Origin of the sequence: Chryseobacterium flavum (assembly GCF_003385595.1) — a bacterium.
Lineage (GTDB): Bacteria > Bacteroidota > Bacteroidia > Flavobacteriales > Weeksellaceae > Chryseobacterium > Chryseobacterium flavum.
In genome coordinates this window covers 360105-375100 of record NZ_QNUE01000002.1, presented here as the reverse complement: position 1 = coordinate 375100, position 14996 = coordinate 360105, and the positions used below count along the sequence as shown (strand labels likewise).

The following is a 14996-nucleotide window of genomic DNA, read 5'->3' as shown; positions in this document are numbered from 1 at the left end:
ATGAAAAAAATTATAATATCGACAATTGCTGTTTCTGCACTTCTTTTTACGGCAACAAGCTGTGAAAACGATTTTGATACTGATGTAAAAGATATTCCGGTAACGAAAGGTGATGCAGATTTTTCTAATTATGTTTCGCTTGGAAATTCTTTGACATCAGGATTTAGAGATAATGCATTATATATTGACGGACAGAATGAATCATACCCTAATATTATTGCAGGGCAAATGAAACTTGCCGGAGGGGGAAATTTTGTACAGCCTTTAATGGCAGATAATAACGGAGGATTGTTGTTTGGAAATACGCCGATCCAGGGAACAAAACTGTATATAAAATCATTCACTAACGGAGCTCCTGATATTACAAATGTAAGTGGTACACCAACAACTAATATTGCCAATAAAGTAACAGGAAATCTGAATAACTTTGGAGTTCCGGGTGCGAAGTCATTTCATTTACTAGCCCCTGGATATGGAAATATTGCCGGAGTTCCTCTTGGGACTGCAAATCCTTATTATGTAAGATTTTCATCAAGTCCCACCTCTACAGTAGTAGATGATGCAGTAGCTAAGCACCCAACATTCTTTTCTTTATGGATCGGGAATAATGATGTTCTGAGCTATGCAACCAGTGGAGGAGCAGGAGTTAATCAGACAGGGAATACAAATCTTATCAATTACGGGCCAAATGATATTTCTGATCCAAATGTTGTTGCCGGTGCTATCAAAGGAATCCTTGATAAAATGAAAGCAGGAGGAGCAACCAAGGGAGTTATCGCAAATATTCCTTATGTGACATCTATTCCTTATTTCACAACAGTGCCTTACAACCCGCTGACACCATCTTTGCTGGGTGCAAATATTACAGAGCTCAATGCTAAGATTTATGGTCCTCTTAAGCAGGTGCTTACAGCTTTGGGGGCAGGAAGCAGACTCAATGTACTTTCTTCTACAGAGACGAATCCTGTTTTGATCAAAGATACTACACTTCCTGATTTGTCAGCAGGGATTACTGCGGGACTTACTCCTGCAATGGGACCTGTTATTGCGACTATTTATGGGCAGCTTTACGGACAGGCAAGACAGGCAAATGCAGATGACTATGTATTGCTTACCACAAAATCTGTAATCGGGACTACTGCAGCCGGAGTACCTGCAGGATTAAATGTTTACGGGATATCTTATCCTTTACAAAATCAGCATATATTAACAAAGACAGAAGCTGCAGCAGTAAAAACTGCGGTGGATGCCTATAATGCTTCCATTAAAACACTCGCAGATAATTATGGATTAGCATTTGTAGATGCTAATAAGAAAATGGTTGAACTTAATGGGGTTTCAGGGATTTCCTGGGATGGTGTGAGATATACGGCTAAATTTGTCACCGGAGGAACATTCTCGCTTGATGGGGTACATCTTACAGGAAGAGGATATGCAGTAGTAGCAAACGAATTTATTAAATCTATCAACGCTAAGTATAATTCAACTTTACCACAGGTAGATCCTAACAAATATTCAGGAGTTAAATTCCCTTAATAATTGATAAAATAAAAACTTAGAAACCACAGGAGTAATTCTTGTGGTTTTTTTTTAAATTTGCAAAATCTTTTAAAAAGTAAAAATGGCCGATCAGTTAAGTTATCTATTTTGTACAAGAACCAGCAGGGACTTGGCAGAGAAAATTGCCCAGAATTATGGGAAAGAATTAGGAAAAATCAACTTTCAGGAGTTCAGCGACGGGGAATTTGAGCCTGTTTTGGACGAATCTGTAAGAGGAGGAAGAGTTTTCCTGATTGGATCTACATTCCCTCCTGCAGACAATCTTTTGGAACTTCTTCTAATGATTGATGCAGCAAAAAGAGCTTCTGCAAAAAGCATTACCGTAGTAATTCCTTACTTCGGACTTGCCAGACAGGACAGAAAAGACAAACCAAGAGCGCCGATCGGTGCAAAATTAGTTGCTAACCTTCTTACTGCGGCAGGAGCAACAAGAATCATGACAATGGATCTTCACGCGGATCAGATTCAGGGATTCTTTGAAATTCCGGTAGATCATTTGTACGCTTCCACTATTTTCGTAGATTATATCAGATCTCTGAACCTTGATAATCTTACTATTGCTTCTCCGGACATGGGAGGTGCAAAAAGAGCTAAGAACTACGCAGGTCACTTAGGTGCTGAAGTGGTAATTGCTTATAAAGAAAGAAAAAAGGCAAACGTTGTGGAAGAAATGTTCCTTATTGGAGATGTTACAGGTAAGAACGTAATCCTTATTGATGATATGATTGATACTGCAGGTACACTTTGTAAAGCAGCTGATATCCTGATAGAAAAAGGAGCAAAGACTGTAAGGGCAATGGCAACTCATGGAGTGCTTTCAGGAAAGGCTTATGAGAATATTGAAAATTCAAAAATCCTGGAAGTTATTGTAACTGACTCAATTCCTGTTAAAAATAATTTGTCATCTAAAATAAAAGTGCTATCTTGCGCCCCATTATTTGCAGATGTGATGACAATGGTTCATGAGCATAAATCAATTAGCAGTAAGTTTGTTATTTAATTGATTTTTAGCAATTTGCAATTAAAAAGAAAAATAATTTTTTAAATTTTTTATAAATGAAATCTATTACAATTCAAGGTACAAAAAGAGAAAGCGTGGGCAAAAAGTCTACAAAAGCTTTACGTGATGCTGAATTAGTTCCTTGTGTTGTTTATGGAGGTGAGGCACCTTTAAACTTCTCTGCTGAAGAGAAAGCTTTCAAAGGATTAGTATACACTCCTGAAGCACACACGGTATCTATTGAAGTTGACGGGAAAACAATTCCAGCTGTTCTTCAGGACATTCAGTTCCACCCAATCACTGACAAAATTCTTCATGCAGACTTCTATCAGTTATCTGATGACAAGCCTGTTATTATGGAAGTTCCTGTAAGAATTACAGGTCGTGCTAAAGGGGTTGTTGCTGGTGGTGTTTTACGTCAGTCTTTCAGAAAGTTAAAAGTAAAAGCTATCCCTGCTAACCTACCTGACGAAATCGTTGTAGATGTTACTCCATTAAGAATTGGAAACAAACTTTACATCGGAGGTATCAAAACAGAAGGATATTCTTTCATGCACCCGGACAATGCAGTAGTAGTTGCAGTGAAGATGTCTAGAAATGCAATGAAAGGTGGAGCAGCTGCAATGGATGATGAAGATGAGGATGAAGTTGCAACTGAAGAAGGAGCAGCTCCGGCAGCAGAAGAAGCTGCAGCAGAATAAGAATTGCTTATTTAAACAATATAAACCCGTCAAAATGACGGGTTTTTTTATGAGTTAAAGCTATAATATTAAGAGCTGAAATTTTATGAGCTAAAGAATTTCTTAAGATTCGCTTATCGGTTTTTCCTCAATCTGCTATTGAATATTTCTATAGGCTGATAAGTATCACCTCTTATTCTCATTCTTCCTTTCGGAAAAAAAGACGTAAATTTGAAGTGTTCTAAATAAGGACACTTAAATTTAAAAAATAAATAAATGTTTGACATTCAGGAAATAAGAAGCCAGTTTTCTATATTGGAAAGGGAAGTAAACGGTAAGCCACTGGTTTATTTGGATAATGCAGCTACATCTCAAAAGCCAAATTCGGTTTTGGAAGTCTGTCACGCATATTATACAGAGCTTAATGCCAACGTTCACAGAGGAATTCATACTTTAAGCCAGCTGGCAACAGAAGAGATGGAACTTTCCAGAAGAAAGATTCAGAAGTTTATCAACGCCAAACATGATTTTGAAGTAATCTTTACAAAGGGTACCACAGAGGGATTAAACCTCATCGCTTATATTTTAACACAGAAATTAAAAAAGGATGATGAGATCATTATCTCCTATCTTGAACACCACTCCAATATTGTTCCATGGCAACTACTATGTGAAAGAACAGGGGCAAAGCTTCGTGTGATCCCTATTGATGATAATGGTGTTCTTCAGATGGATCATTTTGATGGACTTTTAAATGAAAGAACAAAAGTTGTCTCATTAAATCAGGTTTCTAATGCATTAGGAATTGTGAATCCCGTTGAAGAAATCATATCAAAAACGAGGAAAAATACAAATGCATACATAGTAATTGACGGAGCTCAGTCTGCTCCTCACTTCACTATTGATGTTCAAAAGATGGATTGTGATTTCTTTGTGTTTTCCGGCCATAAAATGTATGCACCAATGGGGACAGGGATTTTATATGGAAAACAAGAAGTATTAGAGGATTTACCACCATTTCATGGGGGAGGAGAAATGATTGCAACCTGCTCTTTTGAAGGAACAACCTATGCTGGTCTTCCATTTAAATATGAAGCAGGAACACCAAACGTTGGGGGGAATATTGCTTTGGGAGCAGCCGTTGATTTTATGAATAAGATAGGAAGGGAGAATATTCGTAATCATGAGAATTCTTTGCTGGAGTATGCCCAGAGACAGCTTCTGGAAATAGAGGGTATTAAAATCTATGGTGAGAAGGCGAAAAGAACAGGCGTTGTTTCTTTCAATCTTGAGGGGGTCGGAATAGCATCTGATGTAGGAATGATACTTGATAAATTGGGAATTGCAGTTAGGACAGGGCATCACTGTACGCAGCCTATCATGAACTTTTTCAATATTGCGGGTACCGTAAGGGCAAGTTTTGCCGTTTATAATACTTTTGCTGAAATTGATGCTTTGGTAGAAGGAGTTAAAAAAGCACAGCGAATGCTAAACTAGAATAAATTATTCTTTAATATATCAATAAAAAAGCAGCCATCGGCTGCTTTTTTATTGGGGTTTACATGATATATAGTCCGTTGATAGTAACCTGATGATAGGATTTAAAGTGTTAGTGACCGTTGATACAGTATCATATCGGAAATTACTTAGCATATTTAATTTAAAAGCCCTGACGTTTAGTGTCAGGGCTTTTTATGTATAAAATAAGATTTGAATTACTACAGACCCGGTTTCCAGTCAACAACAGCCCGGATGAATGCTTCCGCATTTTCCACAGGTATGTTAGGTAAAATTCCGTGGCCTAAATTGGCAATATATCTGTCCTTACCGAAACGATTGATCATCTCTGTTACCATTTTTTTTATGGTTTCAGGGGTTGAATGAAGTCTTGCCGGATCAAAGTTCCCTTGTAATGTCATCGTATGATTGGTTAATGTTCTGGCGAATTCCGGCTTAATGGTCCAGTCAACACCAAGGGCAGAAACCTTGGACATTGCCATGTCTTCCAGAGCAAACCAGCATCCTTTACCAAATACAACAACATGAGTAAGAGGGCTTAAGGCTTCAACAATCTGATTGATATACTGCCATGAGAATTCCTGATAATCAGCAGGAGAAAGCATTCCTCCCCATGAATCAAATATTTGTACAGCAGATACTCCTTTTTCCACTTTTCTCTTTAAGTAGGCAATAGTGGTATCTGTAATTTTCTGAAGTAATAAATGAGCGGCTTCAGGTTGTTGAAAACAAAATGATTTGGCAATATCAAAAGCTTTACTTCCCTTTCCTTCCACACAGTAACAAAGAATTGTCCACGGGGAACCGGCAAAACCGATCAATGGAATATCATTGTCCAGTTTCTGAAGAGTCAGTTCAATTGCATCAAAAACATAACCTAAAGTGTCATTCACATCCGGAGTTTCAATATTCTGAACCTGTTCCATTGTTCTGATTGGAGTATCTAACCATGGCCCGACGGATTCCTTCATTTTAAAATCAATTCCCATTGCCTGAGGAACTACCAGGATATCAGAAAACAGAATCGCTGCATCCAAAGGAAATCTTCGGATAGGCTGCAGAGTGATCTCAGCCGCAAGCTCAGGGGTCTGGCATCTGGTAAAGAAATCATATTGGTCTCGAAGGGCAATGAATTCCGGCAGATATCTTCCAGCCTGCCTCATCATCCAGACAGGAGGTCTTTCAACGGTCTCGCCGCGAAGTGCTTTTAAATATAGGTCGTTTTTAATCATAATCTATTAAGGTAACACTGCTAAAATTTAGCATATTATTCAGAATTTACTGCCTATCTCTCTCTTTATCAGTTCGAAAACTGAGGTCAGATTATTGTCTTCGGAAGTAAAAATCTTTTCTTTGGTATAATTTCTCAGTTCACCGGAAGTGGTTTCTCCAATCGAAAAAAGCATCATGTCCTCCAGTGAATTTTGCTTTGCAAAACTACGAACTCCACTTGGACTAAAAAATACCGCAGCATGATATTTTTCAGTTATTAAAGGATTGGTTTCCTCTGTATTATATATTGTGATCTTTTTGTATTTGATATTTTGCAGCGGAAGATCTTTATCCAGAACATTCAATGCAAGATTACCACAGAAATGAAGGAATTGTTCATGCTGGCATTTGCTGATGATAAATCTGGATAATGTTTCTGCATTTTTCAATACTTTAAAAGTTCCAAAACCATGTTTTCTAAGTTCTTTTTTTGTTTTTTCACCTACACAATAGATCTTATTGTAATTTTTTGCCGTAAAATCCTCATTAGGTTTAAAGCGGTTTTTAAAAAATGCAATCACTCCGTTTACACTGGTAAAAATCAGTGAAAAGTTTTTCAGGTCAAATGGATTGATCATGATAGGCTGGGTCTTAATTACCTCAACACAATCAGCCGAAATATGCTCTCCTAATTCTTTGGATATAATCGCTTGGTCTATATTTTTGGTAAATAAGATTTTCATGTCTTTAGATTTAAAACTGAAAAAGAAAAACTGGGAATGGATGTAAATCTGTCAGAATCAGATCTGACTTTTGATTTCAGACATTAATTCTTTTCCACCGTTTTCAAGAACTACCTTTGCGTATTTTTCACCGAAATTTTCTGTTGAGTTATACACAAAATTTTCATCTACAGCGATACAGTTCTTTCCATCCAGGGAACAAAGCGCAGCTTTAAAGCGGATCTGGTCTTCAATAATTTCAGCAAATGCTCCGATGGGAGCAGTACAGCCTCCTTCTAAAGTGCTTAAGAAGTTTCTTTCTATCTCTACACAGATTTGTGTAGGCTTGTGATTAATCTTAGATAGTATCTCGTTGATTTCAGATTTGGAAGAATGTCCTGCAACGGCAATAACACCCTGGGATGGGGCAGAAATCATTAATGGAAGCATTTCGTAATCGATTTCCATTTTCATTCTTTTTATACCAGCAAGTGAAAGAATCGTAGCATCAAAGTCTCCTTCCTCAAGTTTTTGGAGGCGGGTCTGGATGTTTCCGCGAATATCTGAAAATGCAGCGGTTGGATAATGCCTTAACCAAAAAGCTCTTCTTCTCAAACTGCTTGTGGCAAGTTTAAGCTCATGAAACTCTTTGTTCCTTGCAGATTCTTTTCTGATCAGAATATCCTGAGGATAATCTCTTTCAAGGTATGCAACCATTTCAATATTCTGAGGTAACTGAGTAGGTACATCTTTTAAGGAATGTACGGCAATATCAATTTCATCATTTAATAATGCGACATCAAGGTCTCTTGTAAAAACACCCGTAATGCCTAAAGAATATAATGGCTGATTAAGATTTTTATCACCGGAAGAAACAATCGGGATAATCTCCGTTAAATAATTGTTGTTCTGAAGGTGCCTCGCAACCTCTCTAGCTTGCCAAAGTGCAAGTGCGGAATTTCTGGTTCCAATTCTAATGCTTTTCATTGAATTCGTTGTTTGGTTGTTCAACTAATATTTCGTGCATTAATTTACTAATTTCTTCGGCTTTTAAGGGATTATCGATGATATATTTTGCAAAACGGTTGGTGATTTTCTGGATCATTTTATCAGAAAGTTCCATGTCCGTGATGTTTATGTATTTATTCTTTTTATAGAAATTATGCATTTCATTGCGCTCCATATTCTTTAAAACGGCTTTGAAATGATGAATATTAGGAGCAAGCTTTCTCTTTTTCTCCCATTCGATGAAGTCTTTCATCAATTCTTTGATGATCTTTTCAGCTTTTGGAATCTCTCTTTCTCTCTGTTGAATGGTTTCCTGAATTTGTTTTGAAAGTTCATCCACATCAATTAAGGTGACATTTTCATTTTCAGTAACATTTTTTTCAACATTATGAGGAATAGAAAGGTCTATTACCAGTGTTTCCTTTCCGTTAGGAAAATGAGACTGATTGACAATAGGGTGCTTTGCACCGGTTGCCACAATAAGAATATCCGTATTTTTTAATTCCTTGTCAAAATCAGAATAATCAACATGAGGAATATTGTATTTCTGAGAAATTTTTTCAGCTTTTTCCTGCGTTCTGTTAGCAATTTTGATTTTCGGCTGGTAGACGTGTTTGACCAGGTTTTCAACAGTATTCTGTCCTATTTCACCCACACCTAAAAGAAGAATGTTTTTTTCATTAATTCTTTTCTGACTGTTTAAAATATAATGAACAGCAGCATAGGAAACAGAGGCGGCACCATTTGATATACCGGTTTCATTCTTTATTCTTTTCGAAATCTGAATGGCTGCATTGATCGCTCTTTCCAGATAAGGATTGGAATTCTGTCTTTCTTTTTTAAAGCGGTTATATGCTTTTTTGATCTGGCCTATAATTTCAAAATCACCGATAATCTGGCTCTCAAGTCCTGCGGCTACTCTGAAAAGATGAATGAGTGCTTCTTCCTTAGTAAGGATATTGGCAAACTGAAGGAAGTCAGTAAGCTGAACTCCGATTGTTTTGCAATATTCTTCAGCTACCAAAAGATAATTTGGAGAAGTTGTATAGATTTCAGTTCTGTTACAGGTAGACACAACGAAGGCATCACCCAGATCTTCCTGATGGACCCTGGCAACAAAATTTTTGATGTTTTCATCAAAGAATGCAAATTTTCCTCTCGTTTCTACATCAGCCTTTTCGTAGCTTATCGAAAGCACGGCAAAATTTGATGTTTGATGGATGTTGGAATACTGTAACATAAGCAGTCGCAAATTTACGTTTTTTTTAATTAATCATCCTCTGATAGTATATATGATAATTATCGTAAAAAACTATAGGAATTTTGGCTTGGTCTGAGCGTTTCAGAATAATGAGTCTTCAAAAATTCAGTGCGGGCCTGACTTCGTATTAAGGATAGCTTTGTTGTTGAAATTCCGGCATATTGTTTATCAAACGAATTCTGTCTTTTATCCCTGTCTTTATTCTGTTAATTTTAGTTTAATTGGAAGTCTGTAAATGTCTAAAGTAAAAGTTAATAAAGAATTATAAATTTTAATAAAATTTTAACCAAATTATATTGTTATGAAATTTCTTTAGTATTGTTAAATTTATATCTTTGTAAACTTAAAATCAGAAGAAAAATATGAGTTTATTTGATATGTTTACGCAAGAAATTGCGATAGACCTTGGAACTGCTAATACCCTTATCATCCATAATAATAAAATTGTTATAGATCAGCCTTCAATTGTTGCAATTGAACGTTCATCGGGTAAGCCGATTGCTGTAGGAGAGCAGGCCAAGCATATGCAAGGTAAGACTCATGAGGATATCAAAACAATCCGTCCGCTGAAGGATGGGGTTATTGCTGACTTTCATGCTTCTGAACATATGATTAAGGAATTTATCAAAAAAATTCCTGGGATCAAGGGTAAATTTATTCAACCTGCACTAAGGATTGTTATCTGTATTCCTTCTGGCATTACTGAAGTTGAGAAAAGAGCTGTAAGAGATTCTGCCCAGAAAGTAAATGCAAAAGAAGTACGTTTGATTTATGAGCCAATGGCTGCGGCAATAGGGGTAGGTATTGATGTGCAGAAGCCCGAAGGAAATATGATTATCGATATAGGCGGGGGAACAACTGAGATTGCTGTTGTAGCTCTCGGTGGTATTGTTTGCGATAAGTCTGTGAAAATTGCAGGAGATGTATTCACCAATGATATCGCATATTACTTAAGAACGCACCATAACCTGTACATCGGAGAAAGAACTGCTGAAAGAATTAAAATTGAAGTAGGTTCTGCAGTAGAAGATCTGGATGTTGATATTGAAGATATTCCGGTACAGGGTAGAGACCTGATTACAGGTAAACCTAAAGAAATTATGGTTGGATATAAAGAGATTGCCCGTGCATTAGACAAATCTATCATCAGAATTGAGGATGCAGTTATGGAAACTCTTTCTCTTACTCCTCCCGAACTGGCAGCAGATATCTATAAAACAGGTATTTACTTAGCAGGTGGAGGAGCGCTATTGAGAGGCCTGGCGGATAGAATTCATAAAAAAACAGGATTACCTGTATTTGTAGCTGAAGATCCGTTGAGAGCTGTTGTTCGCGGAACAGGGATTGCTCTTAAGAATATGGATAAATTCAATTTCTTAATTAAATAATTTTAACTTTTACGACTATATATCTGAATGGGATTTTTGCTGAGACTATTTTCGAAGAACACTCTTTTTGTCTTCTTTATATTCCTGCAAATTATTGCTTTGGTTCTGATATTTTCCAGAAATGCCATGCAGAGATCCTGGATCGCTGGCCAGACGGCTGCTTTGAATTCATGGGTGTCGGGCTATATTGATGAGGGGGTTTCCTATCTTAAGCTTAAACAGATTAATGAAGACCTTGTTGCTCAGAATAAGGCCCTTATGACTGAGCTTTATGGGAAAGAAGGAGCTAAGAATCCTGTTTTCAGAAAAGTTCACGATACCATAGGAGGAGGGCAGATCTATACTTTTGTAGATGGAGAAATAGTCTTTAACAGTATCAATAGAAGAAATAATTATTTTACTATCAACCGTGGCCGGAGAGATGGTGTGTTCCCGCAAATGGGGGTGATGGCACCTAGAGGTATTGCGGGTATTGTTATTAATTCTACCGACAGTTATGCATTGGTACAGTCTGTCCTGAGCGTAAACAAGATCAGAATTAATGCAGCACTTAAAAATTCAGGATATTTTGGAACCTTGACTTGGAATGGAGATAATTCCCGGGTAATGCATCTTGCCGATATTCCAAAATATGTGGCTTTAAAAATAGGAGATAGCGTTGTAACTGACGGAAAATCTGCAATTTTTCCCAAAGGGGTAATGATCGGAACTATCGCAGGATATTCCGTAGACAATAAAACCGGCTTTTGGGATATATCAGTAGAACTGAGTGAAAAAATGGGTGCGTTAAATAAAGTGTACGTAGTAAAGAATCTTAAAAAAGCAGAAGTGCAGAAGATTCAGGATACTATGCAGGCTGTAATAAAAAAGGAAAATGATTAGCAGAACTTTATTTACAGACATATTGATTATGATCTTTCTTGTTGCTTTACAGATATTTGTATTGAACAGAATTACACTTTTCGGGAAATATACTCCGGTACTTTATCCCGTTTTTGTTATGTTTTATCCTTTTTTCAGAAATAAATTTCAATTTCTTGCATTAAGCTTTTTAATAGGTCTGGCTATTGATGGGTTCCATTATTCATGGGGGATCAATGCATTTGCTACTACATTGATTGCTTACTTCAGGACTCTTATATTCAGGACGTCTACCGATACGTCTACTGATTTTTTCTCTTTTCAGTCCCTTCAATGGGCGCAGTTTTTGCTATTTTTATTTTCAAGTATTTTTCTGCACCAGCTTTTGGTTCAGTATATTGAATTCTTTAAATTTAGCAGATTTTTTGAAATATTATTTAATGTGTTGGTGACGAGTGTAATTTCGTTTATCTTTATAGTTGTTTACGCATTAATATTTAAAATCAAACAGAAAGTTTGAACACACGTTATTTAAAAATTTTTTCAATTCTTGTCGTGATCGCCCTTATTTTTGTGGCGAGGCTGGCTTATTTACAATTGTTTACGGATCGTTATGCGTTAAATGCCGCTAATACTTCAATTAAAATAGAATATGTAATTCCTCAGCGGGGAGTCATTTTTGACCGGAATGGAAAAATTATGGTGGGAAACCAGCCTGCTTATGAAATCTCATTTACTCAGGCTCTCATGAAGCCGGATTTTGACACATTGGGTTTTTGCAGTCTGATGAAGATTAGTAAAAGAGATTTTATTAACAGAATCAATACCATTAAAAAGGAAAAATATTATTCCAAGCTTACCCCGATGACTTTCCTGAAGGATCTCAGCAGGGAAGATATTGCAAGAGTTCAGGAGATTATTTTTAAATATCCTGCATTTAATATTGTGCAAAGACCTCAGCGTCAATATGAAGTATCAACTTCCGGAAACCTTCTTGGATATACCAATGAAGTAAACGATGCAGAGATCAAAAAAGATTCAACCTATTATTTACCGGGAGACTTTATCGGAAAGAAAGGTGTTGAGAAATCCTATGAGAAAGAACTACGGGGAATAAAAGGGATGAAATATATCCAGAAAGATATCAGGCTCCGGAATATAGGTTCATATAAAAACGGTGCACTGGATAAAGATGTTGTTACCGGGAAGGATATTACATTAACCATTGATTATGATCTCCAGCGAATGGCTGAAGAAATGCTTGTTAATAAGCATGGAGCAATCGTTGCCATTGATCCGAATAACGGGGAGATTTTAACATTGGCTTCAGGTCCTGATATTGATCCTAATTTATTTACCGGTCCCAATAAGTCCAAAAATCTGTATGCGCTCTCAAAAGATACGCTGTATGAGAACAAACCTACTTTTGACCGGTCTGTTCAGGCTGCTTACCCTCCGGGGTCTACTTTCAAATTGCTGACTGCCCTTGCCGGAATGCAGATGGGAGTAATGGATGAGAATACAATCTTTCCTTGTGGAGGAGGTTTTTACTATAAAGGGCTAAGGATTAAAGGACATGGAGGAGCAGATCCTCTGATTCCGTCTATTCAGGTATCAAGTAACTGTTATTTTTCACACGCTTATCTGGCTATCATGAATAAATATCCGGGGGATCCTTCCAGAGGAGTGGATGAATGGAAAAAGATAATGAACAGCTTTGGAGTAGGCGAATTTTTAAATAATGACCTTGCTTCAGGGGCAAAAGGAAGAATTCCAAGTGGTGAATTTTATGAAAAAAGACAGAAAGCTTTAAATAAATACAGTGGTAAAAAAGATTTCAAAAACTGGGATCCTTTAGCTACCGGAGCGGTTTTCAATGGAATGGGACAAGGAGATATCATGATTACTCCTTTACAAATTGCCAACTATGTTGCTGCTATTGCAAACAGAGGATGGTATTATACTCCGCATATTGTGAAATCCATTGATGGGAAGCCTAATCCGGACCCCAGATTTAAAGTAAAACATAAGACACTTGTAGATCCTAAGCACTTTGATCCGGTTCTGAAAGGTATGGAGGCGGTGGTTCTCAGAGGTACTGCAAGGAGTTTAAAATCCAATGATTTTACCCAGTTGGCTAAAACAGGTACTGCACAGGTACCTCAAGGAAAAGATAACTCGATCTTTGTGCTGATTGCTCCGGCAGACAAACCTAAAATTGTAGTTGCGGCGGTAATGGAGCACGCGGGGTTTGGTGCAACATGGGCTGGTCCTGCGTGTACAGTAATTGCAGAAAAGTATATTACAGGGGATCTTAAGAGAGAACATCTTTATAAAAAAATGACCAGCGCAAGCTTTATGCCTGAATATAAAAGACAATGGGTTGCAGATCTGAAACGCAAAGGATTATATGTGGACCCCAAGGCAGATTCCGTTAAACGTAAAAGAATACAGGACAGCCTTGAATTTGTAAAACAGCAAAAAGCTAAGCTTAAGAAGAAGATAGAAGAGGAAACTAAAAATACTAAACCTGCAAAGCGATGAAATGGACGGAAGGAATAGATAAACTTGGTCTTGGGCTGTATTTCCTGCTTTGCATTTTCGCGATTGCAAATATTTACAGTGTAGATCAGAAGCTAGGAGAAAAACAGCTGCTTTTTTTCTGTATTTCTCTTTTTGTAGGGTTAGTCATATTTGTAGGAAGAAGTAAGTTTTTTGAAAATATGGCGGGGATCATCTATATAGGTGGTGTACTGTTGCTGATAGGGCTTTTCCCTTTTGGGAAGGAAATTCTGGGGCAAAAGAACTGGTATAAGTTCGGGAGCTTTACAATGCAGCCTGTTGAGTTTGCCAAAATAGGAACAGCTTTAATGCTTGCCAATTATGTTTCCGGTCCTGATTTTAATCTTAAAAATAAAAAATCTTTATGGACAGCCCTTGCTATCATTGGAATTCCTGCTGCTGTTGTGCTGGCTATTCCTGATGTTGGGTCCATGCTTGTATTCATTGCATTTTTCATTGCATTATATAGAGAAGGACTTAGTGGTCTTCTCTTTGGAATTGGATTTATTTTTGCGGGAGTGTTTTTAGTTTCACTGGCTATTCCTCCTGTATATGTTGCAGCTGTTGTTGTTGTGATTGCCGCAGTACTGATTGCTATGAATTATCATAGAATGTCCTGGGATATAATTTCTATTTCCGGAATTGCGGGATCTATCCTTTTGCTGTGTGGATTGGCTTTTGGATCTCCTTATCTTTTAGAGAAGCTTCCAAAACACCAGCGGGAAAGAATCGAAGTTCTTTATAAAGGAGAAAAGGCTTTCAGAGATACTTCAGGATATAATTTATTATATTCAAAAACAGCTATTGGATCAGGAGGCCTTCTGGGTAAAGGATACCGCGAAGGATCTGTTACCCAGGGTAAATTTGTACCGGAACAGGAAACGGATTATATCTTCTGTACAGTAGGAGAAGAATGGGGGTTTGTAGGAAGTGCTGTTCTTATTCTGTGCTATATGGTATATATAGGCCGGATCTATTATCTTGCAGAACAACAGAAATCCACCTTTAACCGTGTATTTGGTTATTGTTTTGCCTCTATATTGCTTATGCACTTTTCGATCAATTTAGGGATGGTTATGGGGCTGTTCCCGACAGTAGGTATCCCTCTGCCTTATTTTAGCTATGGAGGAAGTTCATTGCTGGCCTTTTCTATGATGACTTTTATCTTCTTTAAACTTAATTATTCTGATAAGAACAGTTTGGTATAACTGTTTTCCGTCAGAC

Annotated in this window: 13 protein-coding genes; 9 read left to right on the top strand and 4 right to left on the bottom strand. The window is 37.3% G+C overall.

The window, feature by feature from the left end; genetic code table 11:
* From DRF59_RS03765 to DRF59_RS03750, 4 genes are all read left to right on the top strand, one after another.
* Complete coding sequence (locus DRF59_RS03765) at positions 1-1536, top strand: SGNH/GDSL hydrolase family protein (RefSeq protein WP_115956945.1); 1536 nt, start codon at positions 1-3, stop codon at positions 1534-1536.
* An 85-nt stretch (positions 1537-1621) separates the two neighbouring features.
* Positions 1622-2560 carry a ribose-phosphate pyrophosphokinase gene (locus DRF59_RS03760; protein WP_002982430.1) on the top strand — a complete coding sequence of 313 codons (939 nt, stop codon included), beginning with the start codon at positions 1622-1624 and terminating at the stop codon, positions 2558-2560.
* A 56-nt stretch (positions 2561-2616) separates the two neighbouring features.
* A complete protein-coding gene (locus DRF59_RS03755; protein ID WP_115956944.1) occupies positions 2617-3261 on the top strand; it encodes a 50S ribosomal protein L25/general stress protein Ctc in 645 nt (214 codons plus the stop codon).
* Positions 3262-3516: 255 nt separating this feature from the next.
* The gene (locus DRF59_RS03750) at positions 3517-4737 is read left to right on the top strand and encodes an aminotransferase class V-fold PLP-dependent enzyme (RefSeq protein WP_115956943.1); all 1221 of its coding nucleotides are present in this window, start codon (positions 3517-3519) and stop codon (positions 4735-4737) included.
* Positions 4738-4958: 221 nt separating this feature from the next.
* Here the strand turns inward: DRF59_RS03750 and hemE are convergent, their stop codons facing one another.
* Genes hemE through hemA form a run of 4 tightly spaced genes read right to left on the bottom strand, consistent with a single transcriptional unit; the run spans position 4959 to position 8940 of the window.
* Positions 4959-5990 carry a uroporphyrinogen decarboxylase gene (gene hemE, locus DRF59_RS03745; protein ID WP_115956942.1) on the bottom strand — a complete coding sequence of 344 codons (1032 nt, stop codon included), beginning with the start codon at positions 5988-5990 and terminating at the stop codon, positions 4959-4961.
* Between the two features lie 39 nt (positions 5991-6029).
* Positions 6030-6713 (bottom strand): uroporphyrinogen-III synthase, encoded by a 684-nt coding sequence (locus DRF59_RS03740; protein WP_115956941.1) that lies wholly within the window; start codon positions 6711-6713, stop codon positions 6030-6032.
* A 57-nt stretch (positions 6714-6770) separates the two neighbouring features.
* The gene (hemC, locus tag DRF59_RS03735) at positions 6771-7679 is read right to left on the bottom strand and encodes a hydroxymethylbilane synthase (protein WP_115956940.1); all 909 of its coding nucleotides are present in this window, start codon (positions 7677-7679) and stop codon (positions 6771-6773) included.
* Entirely contained in the window at positions 7666-8940 is a 1275-nt protein-coding gene (gene hemA, locus DRF59_RS03730; RefSeq protein WP_115956939.1) for a glutamyl-tRNA reductase, read from the bottom strand. The genes hemC and hemA overlap by 14 nt, the downstream gene beginning before the upstream one ends.
* 383 nt (positions 8941-9323) lie before the next feature.
* Between hemA and DRF59_RS03725 the strand changes: the two genes are divergently transcribed.
* From DRF59_RS03725 to rodA, 5 genes are read left to right on the top strand one after another with little or no spacing between them, the layout of a single operon-like run.
* Entirely contained in the window at positions 9324-10349 is a 1026-nt protein-coding gene (locus tag DRF59_RS03725; protein WP_002982450.1) for a rod shape-determining protein, read from the top strand.
* Positions 10350-10376: 27 nt separating this feature from the next.
* On the top strand, positions 10377-11231 hold the full coding sequence (gene mreC, locus DRF59_RS03720) for a rod shape-determining protein MreC (protein WP_115956938.1): 855 nt from the start codon (positions 10377-10379) through the stop codon (positions 11229-11231).
* On the top strand, positions 11224-11730 hold the full coding sequence (locus DRF59_RS03715) for a rod shape-determining protein MreD (protein WP_115956937.1): 507 nt from the start codon (positions 11224-11226) through the stop codon (positions 11728-11730). Before mreC ends, DRF59_RS03715 begins: the two co-directional genes overlap by 8 nt.
* Complete coding sequence (locus tag DRF59_RS03710) at positions 11727-13754, top strand: peptidoglycan D,D-transpeptidase FtsI family protein (protein ID WP_115956936.1); 2028 nt, start codon at positions 11727-11729, stop codon at positions 13752-13754. The genes DRF59_RS03715 and DRF59_RS03710 overlap by 4 nt, the downstream gene beginning before the upstream one ends.
* A complete protein-coding gene (gene rodA / locus DRF59_RS03705; RefSeq protein WP_115956935.1) occupies positions 13751-14980 on the top strand; it encodes a rod shape-determining protein RodA in 1230 nt (409 codons plus the stop codon). Before DRF59_RS03710 ends, rodA begins: the two co-directional genes overlap by 4 nt.
* The last annotated feature ends 16 nt before the right edge of the window (positions 14981-14996 follow it).